The organism is Gluconacetobacter entanii, from assembly GCF_003206495.1.
In the GTDB taxonomy this organism is placed as follows: domain Bacteria; phylum Pseudomonadota; class Alphaproteobacteria; order Acetobacterales; family Acetobacteraceae; genus Novacetimonas; species Novacetimonas entanii.
The window spans coordinates 1-18,943 of the sequence record NZ_NKUF01000051.1 but is presented as its reverse complement, the minus strand read 5'-3'; the positions used below and the strand labels follow the sequence as shown (position 1 = coordinate 18,943).

Genomic DNA, 18,943 nt, shown 5'->3' with positions numbered 1-18,943 from the left:
TTCAAAATACACAGTCCGGGAAAATGCTTCGAGCTGATCACCAAGCCCGCTCAAGCGGGCAAGCCGCTCTTCAACGTCAAAAAATCCCGTCTGCTTCATGATCCATACTCCAATCAACGCAAGGAAAATGGAATCACAGAGCAGACCTCAATACCAGAGGGTTTTTCGAACCCTCCATCTGTATCGATCATTATTGCACGGATTGTATGGTATATGGTCGAATGGAATATCATCGAATGTATGGAAATTCCATCCCATGTCAGCATACCCCTATCTCGCCCACTGGAAAGAAGAGATCAGCCGGAGTCCGAACGCGATTTACATGACGCTGGCCGATGCCCTGGCGCTTTCCATCCGCAAGGGCGACCTGAGGGAAGGCGACAGGTTGCCACCACAGCGCACGATCGCGGAGTATCTCGGCACCAATCTGACGACCGTGACCCGGGCCTTTACCGAGGCCCGCCGACGCGGCCTGATTGACGCAACGGTCGGCCGAGGAACCTTTGTCCGTGTCGGCGCGGGGGAAAGCCACTGGCGCCATACGGGACCGGCTGTGGTGGATCTGACCATGAACCTGCCACCGATCCCGCAGGAACCACCGCTTCAGCGGATCATCCAGAGCGACATCGCAGCCATCCTGAAACAGCAGGATCTGAACAGCCTGATGTCCTACCGGGTGACGGGTGGCACACAGGAAGAACGCCAGCTTGGCGCGAAATGGATCGCGCCCGTCATCGGTCAGCGGCGAACGGATGAAATCCTTGTCTCACCTGGTGCCCAGAGCGCTCTGGCGGCCACTGTCAGCACCCATACCCAGCCGGGCGATGTGATTGTCACCGACCGTATTGCCTATCCCGGCATCCGGACCATCGCGGCGCAGTTCGATCTTATTCTGGTCGGCGTGGACAGCGACATGGACGGGATGATGCCGGACCAGCTCGATCGCGTCTGCGCCGAACATCATCCCCGGATGCTCTACTGCATTCCGACCATCCACAATCCCACCACGGCCACGATGTCCCTGCAACGACGCAAGGATATCCTGAAGGTTGCCCAGCATCATCATCTGCATATTGCCGAGGATGACCCCTACAGCCTGCTGATGGACAATCCGCTACCGGCGCTGGCAGCACTCGACCATAGCCGTGTCAGCTACGTGGCTACCCTTGCCAAGACGCTCAGTCCGGGCCTGCGCATCGCCTATGTGGCCTTGCCCAATGCGGACATGACCCGACGGGTCGCGGCGGCCATCCGGGCCATTGCGCTCACCAATGCCGGTCTGCTCAGCGCGCTGACGGCGCGGTGGATGCAGACAGGGCAGGCGCATACGATCCTGCACGCCATCCAGAAAGAACTGCGCCTGCGCCAGTCCATTGCCCGCAGGGTGCTGGGGGAGGGGCATTGCATGAACCCCGACGGGCCGCATGTGTGGCTGAAACTGCCGGACTGGTGTGGCAGTGCGGATTTTGTGGCCTATGCCCGCAGGCGGGGACTGGCGCTGGTGCCCAGCACCGTTTTCACCATCAGTGGCGAGCCGCCGCAGCGGGCCCGGATTGCATTGGGCAGCGCACCGGATGCTGCAAGCCTTGAGGAATCCCTGCATGGCGTGCTGTCGGTCCTGCAACACAAACGCTCACCCGGCTTTGCCGATATTGTGTGACCTGCGCGCAGTGTCTGGAATCGATGGGACCATCTGATTCCGGGGCGCGCCATGCGGGCACACGGAAAAACAAAAAGGCACTTCATTCACGACTGCGTGACTATAAAATCAAGCTAAAACAGACCTTTATGGATACACCTTACGATTGTATGGTTGTCGTATATTTCTTGTATGCCTCTGTCGTGGCAGGATGGCGGCATGTAATCTGATTTGATCCGTTTGTACCTTTTTCATAAGGCATACAATATTTTGGCTCTCTGCCATCCCGTGCCACGTTTGCCTCGGCAACGCGGTCAGTCCCGGCTCCCTGCCGGAGACCGCAGCACACGGGAGAGATACCATGCCGAAAGTCGAACACGCTCCGTACAAAGACGGCGACTGCTTCGTCAATTATGAAAACAAGGTTTTTGAGGACGTCAAAGCCCAGCCCGGCGAAAAAGCCCTCATCACCTTCCACACCGTCGCCAATGAAGGCTCGGTCGGGTTCGTCAACCTGCTGCAGGCCACCCGCCTGATCCGCAAGGGCTTCGAGACGTCGGTGCTGCTATATGGACCGGGTGTCACCCTTGGTGTGCAGCGCGGCTTTCCCCGTCTGGGCGACGAAGCCTTTCCGGGGCACATGAACTGCAACAAGCAGATCGCAAAAATCCTTGAGGAAGGCGGAAAGGTCTATGCCTGCCGCTTCGCGCTTCAGGCCCTCTACGGCTACGGCGAGCAGAACCTGATCCCCGGCATCACGCCGATCAACCCGCAGGACGTGCTCGACATCATCCTGCTGGCCCGGCGCGACAACGCCTTCATCCTCAATACCTGGACCCTCTGAAGGCCGAAGGGAGGACCGCAAGCCATGTCCCGTATCGTTCGCGCCGCAGCCATCCAGATCAGCCCCGTCCTTGGTGACGATGGTCTGGGAACTGCCCGGAAAGTCTGTCAGGCCATCCGCGAGGCCGCCGAAAAAGGCGTGAAACTGGCGGTCTTTCCCGAAACCTTTGTGCCGTACTATCCCTATTTCTCGTTCATCCAGCCGGCTTTCCGCTTCGGTGGGGAGCATCTGGCGCTTTACGAACGCGCCGTCGTCATTCCCGGTCCGGTCACCGACATGATGGCCGAGGCCGCGCGCCAGACCGGCATGGTCGTGGTGCTGGGCGTGAACGAGCGCGATTTCGGCACGCTCTACAACACCCAGATCATCTTCGACGCCACGGGTGAAATCCTGCTCAAACGCCGCAAGATCACGCCCACCTACCATGAACGCATGGTCTGGGGGCAGGGCGATGGTTCTGGGCTGAAAGTGGTGGAAAGCGCTGCCGGTCGCATTGGCGCACTGGCCTGCTGGGAGCATTACAACCCGCTCGCCCGCTACGCGCTGATGACCCAGCACGAGGAAATCCACTGTGCCCAGTTTCCGGGCTCGCTGGTCGGGCAGATCTTTGCCGACCAGATGGAAGTCACCATCCGGCATCACGCGCTGGAATCCGGCTGCTTTGTGGTGAACGCCACGGGTTGGCTCACCGAAGAGCAGATCAAGGAAATAGCCCGCGATCCCGCGCTGGAAGGGCCGCTGCGGGGTGGGTGCTTCACGGCCATCGTCTCGCCTGAAGGGAAGCTGCTCGGCACACCACTGACGGAAGGCGAGGGGATGGTGATTGCCGATCTCGACTTCGCCCTGATTACCAAGCGCAAGCGGATGATGGATTCCGTAGGGCATTACGCACGGCCCGAACTGCTCAGCCTGCTTCAGGACCGGCGGCCCGCCCGCACCGTTCATTACGTTGGGGAAGCCAATCCGGTTCCCACATCTACAGATGAGGCTGCGTCATGACCATTCCGACGCTCGGTACACTTTCTGGTCGCAAGCTCGTTACCGACCTGCAATCCTTCGGGCTGCAGATCGGTGAGCAGACCGGCGGCATTGCCCGCAAGGGAGGCGCCGGTCCTTCGGATCACAAGACGATTACCATTGCAGGCCAGACCGTCATGGTCCCGGTCTATACATCCGGCGCGCGGCATTCACCATTCCAGGCCAGCCCGCCGGACCAGCACGGGGCCAGCACGCTGCTACGCGATGGGCAGACACTGGGCACGATCCATTTTCCGGCCGCCCCGCGCTTTTACGGACTGAGCACGGCGGACGGCATTCCCTACTGGAAGATCGCCCTGCTGCATGGCCGTGACACGCTGGCGACCACGGTGCACCAGACCTGCATCCGCTATGCCGACCGGCGCACCTCCTGTCAGTTCTGCGCCATCGGCCAGTCGCTGGAGGCCGATCGGACGATCGCTTACAAGACACCGGCGCAGCTTGCCGAGGTCGCCAAGGCCGCCGTGGAACTGGACGGCGTGCGCGACATGGTGCTGACCACCGGCACGCCCAATGTGGTTGATCGGGGTGCTGCCGTGCTGGCGGAATCAGCCCGTGCCATTCGGGCGGCTGTGGATCTGCCGCTTCAGGTCCAGTGCGAGCCGCCGCGCGATCACGGCTGGTTCCAGCGCCTGCGCGACGCCGGGGCCGACAGCCTGGGTATGCATCTCGAAGCCGCAACACAGGCGGTGCGCGAGAAGATCATGCCCGGCAAGGCCACGGTCAGCGTGGATCGCTATATGGACGCTTTCGCCAGCGCCGTGCCGGTCTTCGGGCGCGGGCAGGTCAATACCTACATTCTGGCCGGTCTTGGCGACAGCGCCGCAGATATTCTGGCTCTGGCCGAACGCCTGATTGCGCTCGGGGTCTATCCCTTCGTGGTGCCGTTCGTGCCGATTTCCGGCACACCGCTGGAAAATCACGCGCCGCCTTCGGCCGATTTCATGAAGTCCGTGCTGGCCCCACTGGGGCGCATGCTGCGCGAGGCGAACATGAAATCCACCGACATCCGCGCCGGGTGTGGCCGGTGTGGCGCCTGTTCCTCCCTTTCGGCGTACGAATAATGACAGCGATCCTCGAAGGCGTGGACGACCGCCCGTTCATCCCTACGGAATATGTCGTGCGGCTGGTCCGCACGCCGTGGGAACGGGCTGGCTACCATGCGCTGCGCCGCGACGTGTTCTGCACCGAACAGCAGGTCTTTGCGGATGATGACCGGGACGCAATCGACGCGGTTGCCATTCCCATCATCGCGGCGTGCTGCATGGCGGGCATGCCGGACCGGGTGGTGGGCGCCGTGCGCATCCATGAAGCCGAACCCGGCGTCTGGCGCGGCTCCCGTCTGGCCGTCCATGAAGACCATCGCAGGCTGGGACGGATCGGCGCGGAACTCATCCGCATGGCGGTCAGCACGGCGCACGGGCTTGGGGCCACGCGGTTCCTGGCCCAGGTGCAGGAACAGAACGTGCTGTTCTTCCGTCGCCTGCACTGGAAAAGCCTCGGGGCCATGACCCTGCATGGGCTGCCACATCACGACATGCAGGCCGACCTCTCACGCTATCCGGCGCATGGGCTGGACCAGACCTGGCTGCTGCGCCCGCAGCCTCGTAACCGGCAGGTGGCATGATGGCACACGAACTGACGACACTGCTGCGCACGCTTCGACACGGTCGGGCCCTTGCGGGCAAACAGGATATTGCCGAAACCGTCGCAATTCTTGGTCGGGATACAAGCGATGGTATCCGCCTAGGAGATGACTGTGCTGCCATACCGGATGGCGATGGCTATCTCCTGCTGGCCAGCGAGGGGTTTCAGGACAGCTTCGTGCGCGCCATGCCGTGGTTTGCCGGCTATTGCGGCGTGATGGTCAATATCAGTGACATCGCGGCCATGGGCGGTCGCCCTGTGGCTGTGGTGGATGCGTTGTGGAGCGATACATCCGAGGCGGCCGCGTCCATTCTGACCGGTCTGCATGAAGGTGCGCGCACCTATGGCGTGCCGGTTGTCGGCGGTCATACCAACATGCGCAGCACCCATAATTCGCTGTCGGTGGCGATCCTTGGCCGTGCCCGTCATCTGCTGACCAGTTTCGATGCCCGACCGGGCGAAGTCCTGATCGCCGCCATCGACCTGCGCGGCCGCTGGCACGACCCGCACCCGTTCTGGGATGCGAGTTCCGCACTGTGTCATACTGAGGGGGCGGCACGCCTTCGGGGTGATCTCGATCTCTTGCCCGGCATTGCCGAGGACGGGTTAAGCCGCGCCGCCAAGGACATCAGCATGGCCGGACTGCTGGGCACCGCCCTCATGCTGGCAGAATGTTCGGGTATCGGCATGACCATCACGCTCGATGACATTCCACGTCCCGACGATGCACCAATGGAACGCTGGCTGTCCGCATTCCCCAGCTATGGCTATCTGCTGACGGCCCGGCCCGAGGCGGCCGGGGCAGTCATGGCCCGCTTTCATGGGCGGGGCATAGCGGCTTCTGTCATCGGTCAGTGTGACAGCACGCAGCGGCTGGATGTCACATGGGCGGACGAGAAGGAAACCTTCTGGGATCTCGCCCGGATGCCTCTCATGGGGTGTGCGCCATGAGCCTCTCCATCGGCATCCTGACCCATTCCACCAATCCGCGTGGCGGCGTGGTGCATGGCATGGCGCTGGCCGAAGCCCTGTGCGACGCAGGCCACGACGCCACGCTCATCGCGCCGGATGTAACCGGGGTCGGTTTCTTCCGCAGGCCCCGCTGCGCCACAAACTGCATCCCGGCTGTGCCCGAGCGCGACCTGCCAACGCTGGTGGAACGCCGTATTGGCGAGATCAGGGACGCCCTGCGTGGGCAGCCTTTTGACGTGCTGCACGCACAGGACCCGATCAGCGCCAATGCACTGGCCGAACTGGTGGAAGAGGGGCGGATACCGGGCTTTGCCCGCACGGTCCACCATCTTGACCATTTCACACACCCGGTCCTTGCCGCGCGGCAGGAACGGGGGATCAGGGCGGCGGCCGAACTGTTTACCGTCAGCACAATGTGGGAAGATGTCCTGCGCAACGACCATGGCCGCGAAGCCACGGTCGTGGGCAACGGGGTTGATCCCGTGCGCTTTTCGCACGTCCCAACCGCGCACGATGCCACGTTGCGGGCGCGGTATCATCTGCCTGCCGACCGTCACCTGATCCTGTCCGTGGGCGGGATCGAGCGGCGCAAGAACACGCTGCAATTGCTCGACGCATTTCTGGCCCTTCGCCGCGAGCGGCCTGATGTGCATCTGGTCGTGGCGGGCGGGGCTTCGCTGCTGGATCATTCTGCCTACCGCACCCGGTTCATGGCGCGTCTGCGCGAAAGCGGTGCAGCCGATCATGTCACCATCACCTGGCCGGTTGCGGATGGAGACATGCCTTCATTCTACCGGCAGGCGGATATGCTGGCCTATCCGTCCATAACCGAAGGGTTCGGCCTGTGCCCGCTGGAGGCGCTCGCCTGTGGCACGCCAGTCGTTGTGCCGGAAATCGCGCCCTTTACCGAGCATCTTTCGCGGGCAGATGCGCTGTGGTGCGACCTGGCGCGCCCCGACACCCTGTTTCTGGCCTTGCGGGATGCCCTTGGCGCCCAAAACCGCGAACGCTTCCGGGCTAGTGGCCCCGCAACCGCCCGCCGTTTCGACTGGGGCCACGTCGCCAGTCGGCACCTCCCCGCATATCGGTGTCTGGCAGCGCGGTCGCGCACCGATGCCCTTGCTTCAGGAGTTCTTTCACCATGCCCGAAATGACCTTTCGTGTGCGCTGGCCCGATGGGAAGGAGACTGACTGTTACTCCCCCTCGCTGGTCATAAGGGACCACTTCACGCCCGGTCAGGATTATCCGGTCCGGGAGTTTCTTGAAAAGGCGGACACCGCCCTGACGGACGCCAGCGAGCGGGTTCGCGCCCGCTACGGCTTCCCATGCAGCCGCGCCCTTGGCCAGCTTCAGGCCATAAGGCAGGCCAGTGCGCCTTTTCTGAACCAGTCCGACGCGCAGGTGCGCGTCCTGTCTTTCAGTTATTGAGACGAAAAGAACGACCATGACACAGAACGAAAAAAGCATCCCCGTCATCATCGTGGGCGGCGGACAGGCCGGGCTCTCCATGAGCTGGTATCTCTGCCGCGAGAAGGTGGAGCACATCGTCTTTGAGGCAAAGACCGCCTGCCATTCGTGGGATGATGAACGCTGGGACAATTTCTGCCTGGTCACACCGAACTGGCAGTGCGAACTCCCCGGTCATCCCTACAAGGGAAAAGACCCGCACGGCTTCATGGTGAAGCAGGAAATTATTGACTACGTGAAGGGCTTTGTCGCCTCCTTCAATCCGCCCCTGCGCGAGCACACAGCCGTTACCTCCATCACCCGCCATGAAGGTGGTGGCTACCGCGTGGTGGCAGGTGGTGAGACGTGGCACGCAAAGCATGTGGTCATCGCATCGGGCGCATATCAGGACGCGGTCATCCCCGGCTATGCCAGCGCGATCGACCCCGCCATCCATCAGGTTCACTCGCAGGATTACCGCAACGCGGCCCAGTTGCCGGCAGGGGCTGTGCTGGTCGTGGGCAGCGGCCAGTCCGGCGCGCAGATTGTCGAGGACCTGTTCCTTGAAAAACGCAAGGTCCATCTCTGTGTCGGTTCCGCCCCGCGCGTGTCGCGCTTCTACCGTGGCCGCGACGTTGTGGACTGGCTTGCGGACATGCACTTCTACGACCTTACGGTGGATAATCACCCTCTGCGTGACGGTGCACGCGACAAGACCAATCATTATGTCACCGGTCGAAATGGAGGCCATGATCTTGATCTGCGCCTCTTTGCCAAGGAGGGCGTTGGCCTGCATGGCACACTGGAGACAATCCGCGATGAAGTGGCGCACTTCGCGCCGGATCTGAAGGAAAACCTTGATGATGCGGACAAGACCAATGCCGACATCAAGAAATCCATTGACGCCTACATCGCCCGTGAAGGGATCACGGCTCCGACCGAAGCCCCTTATGTGCCTGTGTGGGAGCCCGATGGCAGTAACACCCCGCTCGACCTGAAGGCTGCCGGAATCACTTCGATCCTCTGGTGCATCGGCTTCCGCCCGAACTATCGCTGGATCGACGTGCCGGTCTTCAACGGGGCCAACAAGCCGGTCTGGCATCGCGGCGTGACCGATGCGCCGGGCTTCTACTTCCTCGGCCTGCCATGGCTGCACACCTGGGGATCGGGACGGTTCTCCGGTGTTTCGCGTGATGCCGCGTGGCTGGCCAGCCAGATCACCGGCAAAGACGTGCCTGTAGCCTGAACGGAGTAAAGCGCCATGCTTCCATGGACAACATATGAGGCGATGTATGACGCGGCCACAAGCCAGCCAGAACAATTCTGGCTGGAGGCTGCGCAACGCATCACATGGAAGCAGGCACCTGTGAGCGCATGCAGGACACGGGCGGATGGCTGGCATGACTGGTTCCCCGACGCCACGCTCAACACCTGCCATAACGCCGTGGACCGGCATGTAGCGGACGGACGCGGCGGGCAGGCGGCGCTGATCTGGCATTCCTGCGCCACGAAGGAACGGCAGGTGGTAACCTACCGGGAACTCCAGGGCAGGGTGGCCGGGTTTGCCGGCGGCCTGCGCGCGCTGGGGGTGGAGAAAGGCGACCGCGTCCTGATCGCCATGCCCACCATGATCGAAACCGCCATCGCCATGCTGGCCTGTGCGCGGATCGGGGCGGTGCATGTGGTGGTTTTTGCCGGTTACGCCGGACCTGAGCTGGCTCGGCGGATTGATAGCGTGGCGCCGAAAGTCATCATCATCGCCAGTTGCAGCTTTCAGGGGCAAACCACCATACCATCCCAACTCGCCCTGAATGAGGCGCTAGCCGAAGCCGAGCATAAACCCCAGGCCTGCGTGATCGTGCAGCGAGCGACCTGCCCGGCTCAGCTTCTGCCGGAACGGGATCACGATTTCCATACGCTGGAACAGTCCGCGCCGGCAGAGCCGGTCATGCTGAGATCTGAAGATCCACTGTATATTCTTCATACATCCGGCACGACAGGTCATGCGAAGGGCATCGTGCGCGACAATGGCGGGCATGCCGTGGCCCTCGCCCTGTCCATGGAGCTGATCTATGGCTGCGAACCCGGCGATACGTTCTTCACGACATCGGATCTGGGCTGGGTGGTAGGCCATTCCTACGGGGTCTATGCACCGCTGCTCAGCGGCTGCACCAGCGTGATCGTGGAAGGCGGCGCATCGGCTTCCGCCATCCGCGCGCTTTGCCATGAGCACGAGGTGAAATGCCTGTTCGCCACACCCACCCAGATGCGCCTCATGCGGCAGGAAAGCCGCAACCTGTCAGGGGCCATCCTGCCTGCACTGGCCCGCATTTTCGTGGCCGGGGAATATGCGGACCCGACATTGCTGGAGTGGGCACGATCCTATTTTTGCAAACCCGTGGTCAATCATTGGTGGCAGACCGAAACCGGATGGAGCATCACCGCGCATTTCTTTGGCCTGCCCGAGCGTGAGCCGGTTGCGCTCATGAACGACATCGGGCGGCCTGCACCGGGATTCCGTCCGGAAATCATGCTGTCCATACCCGGTGAACAGTGCGGCGAAATTGTCCTCTCCCTGCCGCTGCCACCCGGCTGCCTGGCTGGCGTATGGAAGGATGGAGCGATCCATGTTCCTACAGCTTACCTAGACGAGACCGGCCAGTATTATCGTACCTTTGACGAAGGTATGATCGAGGCCAGCCGCGCCGTGCATATGCTCGGGCGTTCCGATGATGTCATAAAGGTCGCGGGCCGGCGAATTTCGGGCGTACAGATCGAAAAGATCATCGCCGCCCATCCAGAAGTTCATGCCTGTGCCGTAGTGGCCACCCCTGATGAACTGAGAGGCCAGCGACCTGTCGCCTATGTAGTACCTAACTCCGGCGTAGAAGGCAGACCTTCTTCCGAGGAGATAATCGGACGGGTCAATCACGCACTCGGTCGCTGGATTGGTCTTAAGGAAGTCCGCTTCGTCAAACATCTGCCGACAACGGTTTCAGGAAAGATCACGCGGAAACGCCTGTTGGTATCTTAACGTTATCAGGCTCGTACCAGATCATTCTTACGGAAAAATGGTGAGCTCAAACAGACAGTCCGGAGACTCTGCACTTATCAATATGTCATGGTTAAAGGATTATTAGAAAGACGACAGAATGGTAACTGAAGGCGTCTTCAAAAATCAAAAAAATAACAGATGCCTGCATCTATCAGACAGTGCGAATATTCCAACAACAAAACCGTCTAGAAGTCTGCATTTATTGAAATTTTATATTTCTTATAACTGCGACTGAATCAGGATTTGGGGAATTACCCATGCAACCATCTCACGATATCGCGCTGCTTCTTGCACGCTTCCAGTTCGCCTTTACCGTAGGCGTCCATATTGTTTTTCCTGCCTTTTCAATCGGCTTGGCAGCCTATCTGGCCGTACTGGAAGGATTATGGCTTAAAACCGGCCGTGCGGCCTATCTTGATCTCTACCGATACTGGATCAAGATATTCTCGATCGTCTTTGGGATGGGCGTCGTCTCCGGACTGGTCATGTCGTATGAATTCGGCACGAACTGGTCAGTTTTCTCGCGGAAAGCCGGGCCTATTACAGGTGTCCTCCTATCGTATGAAGTCATGACAGCCTTCTTTCTCGAGGCGGGCTTCCTAGGGGTCATGCTCTTTGGCATGAACAAGGTGGGACGCGGCCTGCATTATGCAGCAACATGTTGTGTCTCGGTCGGCACACTCATCTAGATGACATGGATCCTGGCATCAAACTCATGGATGCAGACGCCGCAGGGATACACGATTGATGCTGCTACCGGTCGCTTCATACCTGCGGACTGGCTTGCCATCATTTTCAATCCCTCTTTCCCTTTCCGGCTTGTGCATATGGGTCTGGCGGCCTTTCTTTCGGTTGCCTTTATAGTAGGGGCGACAGGGGCGTGGCATCTGCTCAAGGCACGCCGTGCGGGCACCCAGGCAAGCGAACCAGTGCGCCTGATGTTTTCCATGGCGATGTGGATGGCAGCCTTCGTTGCCCCTCTGCAGGTCCTCGCCGGTGACGCCCACGGGTTGAACACGCTCAAATACCAGCCGGTTAAAATTGCTGCGATGGAAGTGGACTGGGAGTCAGAAGCACGTGCCCCTGAACTACTGTTCGGTATTCCCAACATGAAAACCTAACATACGGATTATGCCATCAGGCTGCCGCTGGCCGGGTCGCTCATCCTGACACACAGCCTGAATGGCAAGGTACCGGGCATGAAGGATTTCCCGCGTGACCAGCGTCCGCCTTCTCCCGTGATCTTCTTTTCCTTCCGCATCATGATTGCGCTGGCGATGCTTATGGTCATTGTCGGGTTCTGGTCACTCTGGCTGAGGCACAGAGGAACTCTGTTTAGCAGTCCGGGATTTCATCGGGTCGCCGTATGCATGGCACCGGCCGGTTTCATCGCATTGCTGTGCGGTTGGGTGACGACCGAGGTTGGGCGTCAACCATGGACCGTTTATGGTTTGCTCAGGACATCCGATAGTGTTTCCCCGATTGCTCTGTCCAATATGGCGCTGACGATGACCGTCTTTGTTGTGGTCTACGTAATCGTATTTGGATCAGGCATCGGCATTCTGGGCCGCCTGCTAGCAGGGGCACCACAGGAAGGAGAGCATGAGACCAGCCCCTCTCATGCCCCGGATATTCTAGCCACAAGCACTCATCCCAAAGTCATCAATCCCTCTTCTGGCGAAGGAGCCTGAACATGATGGACGTCGCATACTGGCTTCCGATCATATGGGCCGTTATTCTGGTCGCTGCGATCACCATCTATGTCGTCCTTGATGGGTTTGACCTTGGCATCGGAATGCTGTTCGCCGTGGAACGGCATGACGGCCGCAGGGATGTGATGGTCAACACCATTGCCCCTGTATGGGACGGAAACGAAACGTGGATGGTCCTTGGTGGCGCTACGCTTTACGGGGTCTTTCCTGGGGCCTATTCAACCCTGCTTCCCGCGTTTTACCTGCCGATCGTGCTCATGCTGGTTGCCCTGATCTTCCGGGGTGTAGCCTTCGAATTTCGTATCATGACACGCGGGACTGGACGCGAAAAACTGTGGGACGGTGGCTTCATGATTGGATCGGGAATCGCTGCTTTCTGCCAGGGCGCAATCCTCGGCGGAGTTGTTCAGGGAATCAAGGTCGTGGATGGAGCTTTTGTTGGCAGTTCAATGGACTGGCTGACCCCATTCAGCGTGCTGTGCGGACTGGCCGTCATGTGCGGTTATGCCCTGCTCGGGGCAACTTGGTTGATCTGGCGCACAACCGACGTGCTAGAAGCTTCCTGCCGCAAATGGGCGAAGCTGCTGGCAATCGGGTTGTTTGTATGCATCGTCGCTGTCAGCCTGTGGACGCCTATGTTGCACGCACCCTACCTGCGACGCTGGACCGAGTGGCCCAATATCGTATTTGTCGCACCCGTTCCCCTTCTGGTAATCGCACTAGGTTTTCTACTGACCATCGGTCTGCGTCGTGGGCATTCCAAAGGACCCTTCCTGTGTGCTCTCGGTTGGTTCTTTCTCTGCCTGTCCGGACTCGGGATTACGGTATGGCCGTATGCTGTTCCGCCCGGGTTGACGCTGTGGGATGTATCATCCCCCCCATCCAGTCAATTTTTTCAACTGGTCGGCACCGTCATCTTGCTGCCGATCATCCTGACCTACACAGTCTACTCCTATCGTGTGTTCCGGGGAAAGGTAACGGAAGCAGATGGCTATCATTGAGATTGTACAGGGCAATGGGGACAACGCGCCCCGGCGCCTTAGCCAGCGTATAGGTTGGTTCATCGGCATATGGACGCTTAGCACAGCAGCGTTATTCGCAAGCGCACTACTCGTTCACATGATCGTACCAAAATGACTAAATCTGTGGTTGTTCCGACAACCACAGATTCATTTTTTAACATTGATTATACCCAGTTAAATTCTTCCCACGATCTTATTGAGCCGTTTAGCGGCGATCTTTTGCCTGATTTCGGGTCGCCGGAAATAAATCGGTATCTCACAGAGCAACGGGCCGCCGTCCCATGCTGTTGCCATGATCCGCATTGAACTAGGGCGTTTCGTCAGTTAAGCGGGAGGATTATGCCGCTTGTACTCCCGTTTGATCTGTGATGTTTTCTTCCTGTTGATGGGACGGGAAGAGTGTGAATGCGACGGTATGGTCTGAGCGACAGTCAGTGGAAGCGGATAGCTCACGCGAGCCAGGCCATGCGTGCAGGACGACTGGTCATCATGGTGGACGATGACAGCAAGTAGAACGAAGGCGACGTGGTCATGGCGGCTCAATTCGTGACGCCTAAGCGGCCCAGAAACATAGCGAAACGGCCGACATCGCGAAGGTAATTGCGTTGCGTTCCCTGGGAGAACCGCCGCACCGCCATGTCATCAAGCAGGCGCTGGCGAAGGTGACTGATTGCAGCAATGCACAGGGACTCCGTTATCATCCTGGCTCCTTTTGGTGGGAAAAAGCCAGAGTGCTTGGCCCGATCAGGACAGTTACAAATAAAATAGATCTCTCACGCCGTGGTGACAGACTTCCATGTCACACCAATCCCGCGCAGCGGGTTCGTTCATTCAACTGATCGGTGCATGCGCGGACACTGCTCAGATCGGCAAGGTCCAGGGCAACCAGTTCAGATGCTCAGCCTACGCGTTCTACCTCAAGTCAGACGAGGTGGTAGGCCTCCTGTTGTATTCCACATGAGGCTTCCCAAATCCTTAGGAACTGCGTTTTTTAAGAAGGATCTGTCATGCCCAGCCTGTTTGAGCCGATTGAACTGGGAAGCATTTACGCAAAAAACAGAATTCTCATGGCGCCGCTGACACGTGGCCGGGGCACCCGCGAGCATGTACCCACTCCCATCATGGCCGAATATTACGCGCAACGCGCTGGGGCCGGTCTGATTATCTCGGAAGCGACTGGTATCAGCCGCGAAGGTCTTGGCTGGCCGTATGCGCCGGGTCTGTGGTCGCAGGAACAGGTAGAAGCCTGGAAGCCTATCACCGCTGCAGTCCATACAAAGGGCGGAAAGATCGTGGCCCAGATCTGGCACATGGGCCGCATGGTGCATTCCAGCGTGACGGGTCAGCAGCCTGTGTCCTGCTCGGCGACAAAAGCACCTGAAGCGCTCCATACTTATGACGGCAAACAGGCTCCCGAAATTGCCCGTCCTCTTACCAGGGAGGACATTGCCCGCATCCTGGACGATTATGAAAACGCCGCTCGCAATGCTCTTCAGGCAGGCTTTGACGGTGTGCAGATTCATGCCGCCAACGGTTACCTGATCGACGAATTTCTGCGGGACGGCACCAACCATCGTTCCGACGAGTATGGCGGTTCGCCGGAAAACCGCATCCGCTTCCTGCGTGAAGTCACGGAACGCGTAATCGCAACGATTGGCGCGGACAAAACGTCAGTACGGCTGTCCCCCAATGGCGATACGCAGGGCTGCATCGACAGCCATCCCGAGCAGGTTTTTGTGCCGGCGGCAAAGCTGTTGAACGACCTCGACATCGCTTTTCTTGAACTGCGCGAACCCGGACCGAATGGCACGTTCGGCAAGACCGATCAGCCCAAGCTGCATGGCCCGATCCGCGAAGTGTTTAAGAAGCCGCTGGTTCTGAATCAGGACTACACACGCGATGAAGCGATCGAAACAGTCGCAACCGGTGTTGCAGATGCCATTTCATTCGGTCGCCCATTCATCGCCAATCCGGACCTCGTGCGTCGTCTGGAAGACAATCTGCCCCTGAACAAGGACGATATCCGCACCTGGTACTCGCAGGGTGCAGAAGGCTATACCGATTATCCACTTGCTCGCTGACACCCTATTTTTTCCCGCAAGCTCCTTCCAGGGAAAGGAGCTTGCATTTTAACTATAGAAAACATTTAGATGCCGACCTGATACTTGTCATGTGCAGGATGAAATCACTTGAATATTTCTACCCCCTGTCATGAATTTGAATGTTGCGAAAGCCTGTTTTTGGTAGTCCCTATGACAGCCGACTATCTCCTTTCTCCCAAGTCAGACATTTCATTCCGGCTGTTCATGTGGGGAGAATTATCGTCGAACAAGGCGGCCATGATCTCTGAAGCGGATGTGTCCGCCGGTACCTCGTGTCCGCCCTGTGCGTCTTCACGCATGCCTTTGCTGTTCATACACGCGCAGATTCAGATCCGTGAGATCCAGGATAGGCGTCGGGATCTGATGGACGCGTGCCCGCCTGACCAGATCACCAATAATCTGCTGCGCCTCCACAGGAGCGCCCTGCAGCAGATCCCGGAACATGGAGGACGTCAGGGTGGAGTCCGTTTTCGTCAGGAGACTGACAGTGCTCTTCAGGGTGGCATCCCGCAGGGGATAACCGGCGGCAGCGGCCGTTGACGCACATTCATGGATCACCGCCTGTGCAAAATCCTGACCGGCTGGCTGGGTGGCGACATCCCCTACGGTTCCGCGCATCAGGCAGCAGATGCTGCCCAGGACGGCGAGCAGAACCCATTTGTCCCACATGTCCTGCAGGATGTGGGTGGAACACACGGTTTCAAATCCGGGGCCTGACAGGGTTTCCGCAATACTGCGCGCCGCTGGCGTATCACGACCGTCCCGTTCCCCCACGGAAAGCCGGGGGAGGGAGCCCGTCTGGACTATGCGCCCCTGCGCATCAAGCTTGCTGACGATAAAGCACGTCCCCCCCATGACCGCGGCAGGGCCAAAGCGGTCTGCCAGAATATCAAGATGCAGCATGCCGTTGAGGAGTGGGACAATCTGTGTTCGCGGTCCCACCGCAGGCGCGAAATCGTTCATTGCACCCGTCAGGGAATAGGCTTTTACGCTGAGCAGGATGATGTCGTAGGGACCCTCAATCCCACCGGCCATCACCATCCGGGGGGCGATGGTCACGTTGCCAACGGAACTGATCAGGCACAGGCCCTCGGCACGGAGCTGCTGCAGGCGCCTTTCGCGCACCAGAAAAGTCACGTCATGCCCGACGCTGGCCAGGCGCGCGCCAAAATACCCACCCACGGCCCCCCGCGCCGACAACAAGAATTCTGGAGTTCATGACGCTATTTCCTCTCTTTGATCCGCCCCTGATGTGTTGCGGTTGAAGGCGAGTTGAAGCGCTCTGGCGGCAGGGGTCAAGACAGGCTCAGAATCTCGATCTTCCCGGATGTCTGGCCTTGATGCTGGCTTCGTCGATATAGGTCTCGACGACCTGAAGGCTTTTGTGCCGCGAGAAGCGCTTCAGTTCCAGGAGATCATACCCGTCTTTCGCCCCAGTGGTGATGGCCCCGCGGCGCAGGCTGTGCCCGCCAAAGTCCCCCTCAAGGTGGGTGTCGCCGCAGCGTTTGCGGATGATGTCCGTGACGGCCCGGTCCGACAGGGCGTGCGGCCCGATCCTGGGCGGGGCTCCGACGGGCGTGGCGCCCGCCCTGCGGTCCCGCGCGGACCAGATGCGACGGAAGACCGGACCTTCCGTAATCCCGGCCTGCCGGAGCCAGGTCTCGTACGCCAGAACCGGGCAGTTCCGGGTCAGGCCCCGTGGGATGCCGATCAGTGCGCCCTTGCGCTGGGGATCGCCCTTGGACCGGCCCAGCCGGATCTGCAGGCCATCCTCGTCCACCGTGATGTAGTCCACCTTCAGCGCGGCAAGCTCGGAGCGCCGGAACGCGCCGGCAAAACCGAGCAGGAGAATGGTCCGGTCCCGCGCACCGACCAGATCATGCGAGCTGATGGCCTCGACGACCCGGACCAGCCTGTCCCAGGTGAGCGCGGTTTTCTGGCGGGGCAGGGTCTCCTTTGCCTCCCGACGGATGCCGGCAAGTGTTGCGGTCACCATCGGGTGGGCGGTGGGTACGGCAATCTGCGCCAGGTGGTGCAGGTAACGCAGGGCGGCACGATGCAGGTCGATGGTGCTGGTCCTGCGCCCCTGCAGCGCCATGTCGGCCAGATAGGCAGCAACATCCTCGCTGCGGGCCGGAAGGGCGGGCAGGGCGTGACCGGCAGCCCAGCGGCACCAGGACCGCACGGCGGCGCGATAGGTGCGCAGCGTGTTCTCGGCCTTGCTGCGGTGCATATAGGCATCGGCGGCCTGACGGGCCGTGGCCAGGCGGCCATCATGTTCGGGTACGGGCTGTGCCGAGACGACGGAAAACCATTGCGCGACGGCAGCGGCCGGCTGGCCGACGGGCGCAGGGGGCGCTGCGTCTGCCGTCTCGGAACGGGAGCCTACGGACTGGAGCGGCCGGAACCAGGCCAGGAAGCTGGGCGCGCCATCATCGATTTCCAGATCGACGGCCAGTTCAAACCCTGATGGGATATCGGCGACATGGTCCTGAGCCATCTGTTGGGCGGCCGACGCATACGGCACACCCTGGGCGAGGGGGGTATCCGGGGAATAGCTACCGTCCGGCAATTCGATGCCCGCCAGAAGCAGTGGCAGGGGTGGTGTGAAACGCGCGGTCGAGAGGATTTCGCGCCAGCGTGCCGGGTCCTGTGTCTCGGCCAGACGCTGCTGCGTCAGCAGATCAACGCGGGCGTGCAGTGCGGCCTGCGCCTGCCTGCTGGTGCCGAGGATCCGGACGTCGCTCAGCATGGCAGGGTTGCCTGCGCGTATGACCCCTGACGGTCACCTAGGCAGCAGGGAAGGAGTCCGCAGACAGGCGTGGCGAAAAGGCTCGGAAACAGGCGCATTTCGGGATTTTTGTCGAAAATCCTAATTAATGGGAATAGAAATCCTATTTTATCAATCATATATTTTATACCTTAATTATGAAAATGTCCTCAACTATGGGGAAAAATGTTCTTTAATTATGCGAGAAAATGATTCTAAAATTTTCAAGAGTGAGGCTGCTTTCGCCTCATTTCAGTCATCAGACTTTTACAGTGTAACTTTCATCAAGCGGACATAAAACGACCATGCCCCACAGGCGATCGAGCCTAAATCCCGCAATACAAGAAAGTCTCGGTTAGCCTTCCCTGCTAAATATCCGGCGTGCTAATTCTTTTATTTATTAATCCATACTGTAAGATTTTATTTCGGTATTTTTCACATTCATCTTTTTTTGCTTTCCTCACACTGACAATGCGTCCGTAATCTTCTTCGTCGCTATTTTCTGCTTCCTGCACGGTGTAAACAATATAAAGAATTGTAGTTCCCCCGTCAGAGCTGCCTATTGCCCTTAATCTATTTTCATAATGGCGTTCATCTAGGGCCTGTTAGGGCTTGATCCAGTCTGCTGCGGCAGCGATGTGGATGACCGCGAGGAACGACGTTGCTGTTTTTTCATATCTGGTTGCGACAGCGCG

The 18,943-nt window shown here is 59.5% G+C and carries 15 protein-coding genes and 3 pseudogenes; 14 read left to right on the top strand and 4 right to left on the bottom strand.

The window, feature by feature from the left end:
- Window positions 1-99: pseudogene (locus CFR72_RS18520) on the bottom strand (IS5/IS1182 family transposase); the annotation flags it as partial.
- A 157-nt stretch (window positions 100-256) separates the two neighbouring features.
- On the opposite strand from CFR72_RS18520, the gene CFR72_RS14430 reads away from it, so the two are divergent.
- From CFR72_RS14430 to CFR72_RS14360, 14 genes and pseudogenes are all read left to right on the top strand, one after another.
- Window positions 257-1,660 carry an aminotransferase-like domain-containing protein gene (locus tag CFR72_RS14430; RefSeq protein ID WP_110914587.1) on the top strand — a complete coding sequence of 468 codons (1,404 nt, stop codon included), beginning with the start codon at window positions 257-259 and terminating at the stop codon, window positions 1,658-1,660.
- Between the two features lie 340 nt (window positions 1,661-2,000).
- Window positions 2,001-2,483, top strand: coding sequence for an MSMEG_0572/Sll0783 family nitrogen starvation response protein (locus CFR72_RS14425; protein WP_010512510.1), 483 nt, complete (start codon window positions 2,001-2,003; stop codon window positions 2,481-2,483).
- 24 nt (window positions 2,484-2,507) lie between these two features.
- On the top strand, window positions 2,508-3,482 hold the full coding sequence (locus CFR72_RS14420) for a Nit6803 family nitrilase (protein WP_014106932.1): 975 nt from the start codon (window positions 2,508-2,510) through the stop codon (window positions 3,480-3,482).
- Window positions 3,479-4,585, top strand: a complete 1,107-nt coding sequence (locus CFR72_RS14415) for an MSMEG_0568 family radical SAM protein (protein ID WP_014106931.1) — start codon at window positions 3,479-3,481, stop codon at window positions 4,583-4,585. The genes CFR72_RS14420 and CFR72_RS14415 overlap by 4 nt, the downstream gene beginning before the upstream one ends.
- Window positions 4,585-5,148 carry an MSMEG_0567/Sll0786 family nitrogen starvation N-acetyltransferase gene (locus CFR72_RS14410; RefSeq protein ID WP_023524185.1) on the top strand — a complete coding sequence of 188 codons (564 nt, stop codon included), beginning with the start codon at window positions 4,585-4,587 and terminating at the stop codon, window positions 5,146-5,148. Before CFR72_RS14415 ends, CFR72_RS14410 begins: the two co-directional genes overlap by 1 nt.
- Window positions 5,145-6,119, top strand: coding sequence for a sll0787 family AIR synthase-like protein (locus CFR72_RS14405; protein ID WP_014106929.1), 975 nt, complete (start codon window positions 5,145-5,147; stop codon window positions 6,117-6,119). The genes CFR72_RS14410 and CFR72_RS14405 overlap by 4 nt, the downstream gene beginning before the upstream one ends.
- Entirely contained in the window at window positions 6,116-7,294 is a 1,179-nt protein-coding gene (locus CFR72_RS14400) for an MSMEG_0565 family glycosyltransferase (protein WP_110914586.1), read from the top strand. The genes CFR72_RS14405 and CFR72_RS14400 overlap by 4 nt, the downstream gene beginning before the upstream one ends.
- Window positions 7,282-7,569 (top strand): MSMEG_0570 family nitrogen starvation response protein, encoded by a 288-nt coding sequence (locus tag CFR72_RS14395; protein WP_019091908.1) that lies wholly within the window; start codon window positions 7,282-7,284, stop codon window positions 7,567-7,569. Before CFR72_RS14400 ends, CFR72_RS14395 begins: the two co-directional genes overlap by 13 nt.
- 16 nt (window positions 7,570-7,585) lie before the next feature.
- Window positions 7,586-8,833, top strand: a complete 1,248-nt coding sequence (locus tag CFR72_RS14390; RefSeq protein WP_014106926.1) for an MSMEG_0569 family flavin-dependent oxidoreductase — start codon at window positions 7,586-7,588, stop codon at window positions 8,831-8,833.
- Between the two features lie 15 nt (window positions 8,834-8,848).
- A complete protein-coding gene (locus CFR72_RS14385) occupies window positions 8,849-10,621 on the top strand; it encodes an AMP-binding protein (protein WP_014106925.1) in 1,773 nt (590 codons plus the stop codon).
- A gap of 278 nt (window positions 10,622-10,899) precedes the next feature.
- Window positions 10,900-12,333 (top strand): annotated as a pseudogene (locus CFR72_RS14380) (cytochrome ubiquinol oxidase subunit I).
- 2 nt (window positions 12,334-12,335) lie between these two features.
- Window positions 12,336-13,355 (top strand): cytochrome d ubiquinol oxidase subunit II, encoded by a 1,020-nt coding sequence (gene cydB / locus CFR72_RS14375; RefSeq protein WP_014106923.1) that lies wholly within the window; start codon window positions 12,336-12,338, stop codon window positions 13,353-13,355.
- Window positions 13,342-13,491 (top strand): DUF2474 domain-containing protein, encoded by a 150-nt coding sequence (locus tag CFR72_RS14370; RefSeq protein WP_081477948.1) that lies wholly within the window; start codon window positions 13,342-13,344, stop codon window positions 13,489-13,491. The genes cydB and CFR72_RS14370 overlap by 14 nt, the downstream gene beginning before the upstream one ends.
- An 892-nt stretch (window positions 13,492-14,383) precedes the next feature.
- Window positions 14,384-15,457, top strand: a complete 1,074-nt coding sequence (locus CFR72_RS14360) for an alkene reductase (RefSeq protein WP_014106921.1) — start codon at window positions 14,384-14,386, stop codon at window positions 15,455-15,457.
- A gap of 312 nt (window positions 15,458-15,769) precedes the next feature.
- Here CFR72_RS14360 and CFR72_RS14355 read toward each other — a convergent pair whose 3' ends face one another.
- The 3 genes and pseudogenes from CFR72_RS14355 to CFR72_RS14340 form a co-directional block, all read right to left on the bottom strand.
- On the bottom strand, window positions 15,770-16,681 hold the full coding sequence (locus CFR72_RS14355; RefSeq protein WP_014106920.1) for a ketopantoate reductase family protein: 912 nt from the start codon (window positions 16,679-16,681) through the stop codon (window positions 15,770-15,772).
- A gap of 103 nt (window positions 16,682-16,784) precedes the next feature.
- Window positions 16,785-18,230, bottom strand: a complete 1,446-nt coding sequence (locus CFR72_RS14350; RefSeq protein WP_110914584.1) for a tyrosine-type recombinase/integrase — start codon at window positions 18,228-18,230, stop codon at window positions 16,785-16,787.
- 623 nt (window positions 18,231-18,853) lie between these two features.
- Window positions 18,854-18,943: pseudogene (locus CFR72_RS14340) on the bottom strand (IS5-like element ISMex42 family transposase); the annotation flags it as partial.

What these genes read in the sequence shown, in the direction of transcription:
- CFR72_RS14430 (WP_110914587.1), top strand. Translation starts at nt 257, where the DNA reads ATGTCAGCATACCCCTATCTCGCCCACTGGAAAGAAGAGATCAGCCGG.
- CFR72_RS14425 (WP_010512510.1), top strand. Translation starts at nt 2,001, where the DNA reads ATGCCGAAAGTCGAACACGCTCCGTACAAAGACGGCGACTGCTTCGTC.
- CFR72_RS14420 (WP_014106932.1), top strand. Translation starts at nt 2,508, where the DNA reads ATGTCCCGTATCGTTCGCGCCGCAGCCATCCAGATCAGCCCCGTCCTT.
- CFR72_RS14415 (WP_014106931.1), top strand. Translation starts at nt 3,479, where the DNA reads ATGACCATTCCGACGCTCGGTACACTTTCTGGTCGCAAGCTCGTTACC.
- CFR72_RS14410 (WP_023524185.1), top strand. Translation starts at nt 4,585, where the DNA reads ATGACAGCGATCCTCGAAGGCGTGGACGACCGCCCGTTCATCCCTACG.
- CFR72_RS14405 (WP_014106929.1), top strand. Translation starts at nt 5,145, where the DNA reads ATGATGGCACACGAACTGACGACACTGCTGCGCACGCTTCGACACGGT.
- CFR72_RS14400 (WP_110914586.1), top strand. Translation starts at nt 6,116, where the DNA reads ATGAGCCTCTCCATCGGCATCCTGACCCATTCCACCAATCCGCGTGGC.
- CFR72_RS14395 (WP_019091908.1), top strand. Translation starts at nt 7,282, where the DNA reads ATGCCCGAAATGACCTTTCGTGTGCGCTGGCCCGATGGGAAGGAGACT.
- CFR72_RS14390 (WP_014106926.1), top strand. Translation starts at nt 7,586, where the DNA reads ATGACACAGAACGAAAAAAGCATCCCCGTCATCATCGTGGGCGGCGGA.
- CFR72_RS14385 (WP_014106925.1), top strand. Translation starts at nt 8,849, where the DNA reads ATGCTTCCATGGACAACATATGAGGCGATGTATGACGCGGCCACAAGC.
- cydB (WP_014106923.1), top strand. Translation starts at nt 12,336, where the DNA reads ATGATGGACGTCGCATACTGGCTTCCGATCATATGGGCCGTTATTCTG.
- CFR72_RS14370 (WP_081477948.1), top strand. Translation starts at nt 13,342, where the DNA reads ATGGCTATCATTGAGATTGTACAGGGCAATGGGGACAACGCGCCCCGG.
- CFR72_RS14360 (WP_014106921.1), top strand. Translation starts at nt 14,384, where the DNA reads ATGCCCAGCCTGTTTGAGCCGATTGAACTGGGAAGCATTTACGCAAAA.
- CFR72_RS14350 (WP_110914584.1), bottom strand. Translation starts at nt 18,230, where the DNA reads ATGCTGAGCGACGTCCGGATCCTCGGCACCAGCAGGCAGGCGCAGGCC.